Source organism: Sphingobium lactosutens DS20, from assembly GCF_000445105.1.
In the GTDB taxonomy this organism is placed as follows: Bacteria; Pseudomonadota; Alphaproteobacteria; order Sphingomonadales; family Sphingomonadaceae; genus Sphingobium; species Sphingobium lactosutens.
This window is the reverse complement of sequence record NZ_ATDP01000011.1, coordinates 1-1,336: the sequence shown is the minus strand read 5'-3', so window position 1 is coordinate 1,336 and position 1,336 is coordinate 1. Positions and strand designations below refer to the sequence as shown.

Below are 1,336 nucleotides of genomic sequence, written 5' to 3'. Positions count from 1 at the left end.
GGTCGGGCCGCTCGAGCGCGGCTATCGCGCGATCGTCGATGCCATCGATCTCGCGCGCAGCCGGCTCGGCGATTTCCTTCGCCCACACGACCCGTTAGTCGACCATGCGCTCGCGCGCGCGGTCAAGTCACCCGAAGAGGCCCGCACGCAACTCGCGGTCGCATCGGCCGTCCGCATCCTGTCCGAACGCGAGGCGGCCTGGCCGCTTCATATGGTGTCGAAGACTGCGCTCGATCTCGGTCTCAAAGGCGTCACCGTCGAAAGCGTCGAGCGCCGGATCGATCAGCTCGTCCAGAATCGGCAGATCGTGATGGGAACTGCCCATGCCACGGACCGCGACGGCAAGATGGTGACGACCCAGGAGGCGCTGCGCATCGAGGAGAAGATCCTCGACCTGGTGAAGGAAGGCAATGGCGCCGCAAATCCCGTCCTGTCTGCTGCCGACGCGCCCGCGCGCCTTCAGGCAGTCGCGGAGCATCCACTCAATCCCGGGCAGCTTGCCGCCGCGACCCTGATCCTCTCCTCTGACGATCGCACGATCACGATCCAGGGAAAGGCGGGCACGGGCAAGTCCACGATGCTGCAGGCGGTCTCGCGCGTCGCGGAGGCCGAAGGCCGTACGATCCGGGGTCTCGCGTTCCAGAACAAAATGGTCGGCGATCTCGCCGAGGGCGCCGGCATCCAGGCCCAGACGATCGCCTCCTTTGTCCTCGCCCACGAGCGCTTCATCGCCGAACGGAACACGCCGCGCTATGAAGCGGCGCGGGAAAGGCTCGCCGGCACCATGCTCCTCGTGGACGAGACCTCGATGGTCTCGGCAAGCGATATGCTGAAGCTTCACCAGATCAGCGCGGCGATGGGCGTCGACAAGCTCGTCCTCGTCGGCGACAGGCAGCAGCTCTCCTCGATCGACTGGGGCAAGGCCTTCGCCATGATCCAGGCTGCCGGCGCGACGATGGTGCGGATGACCCAGAATATCCGCATCGGGAAGCCGGGCCAGCCGCTAACCGAAGAGCAGCAGAAGCTGAAGGTTGTCGCCGAACTCGCGAACGTGGGAAAGGCGGGCGCCGCCATGAAGGTGCTCGGCGAGCATATCGTGGAAGAGAAGGATCCGGCCGCCGCCGCGGCCGATAGTTGGCTCGGCCTTTCACCGGAAGAGCGTGAGGCGACCGCCGTATTCGCATCAGGCAGAGACGCGCGCGAGACTATCAACAAGCGCATTCAAGCCGGATTGATCGCCGAAGGAAGCGTCAAGGGCGAGGCGCTCCAGCTCACAGTCTATGATCGAGTGAATACGACGCGCGAGGAATTGCGCTATGCGTCGACCTATCGCCCC

At 65.2% G+C, this 1,336-nt stretch carries 1 protein-coding gene; it reads left to right on the top strand.

Going from position 1 to position 1,336, the window contains the following annotated elements; all coding sequences use genetic code 11:
- On the top strand, positions 1–1,336 hold a 1,336-nt coding region (locus RLDS_RS29290; RefSeq protein WP_021224247.1), incomplete at both ends, for an AAA family ATPase.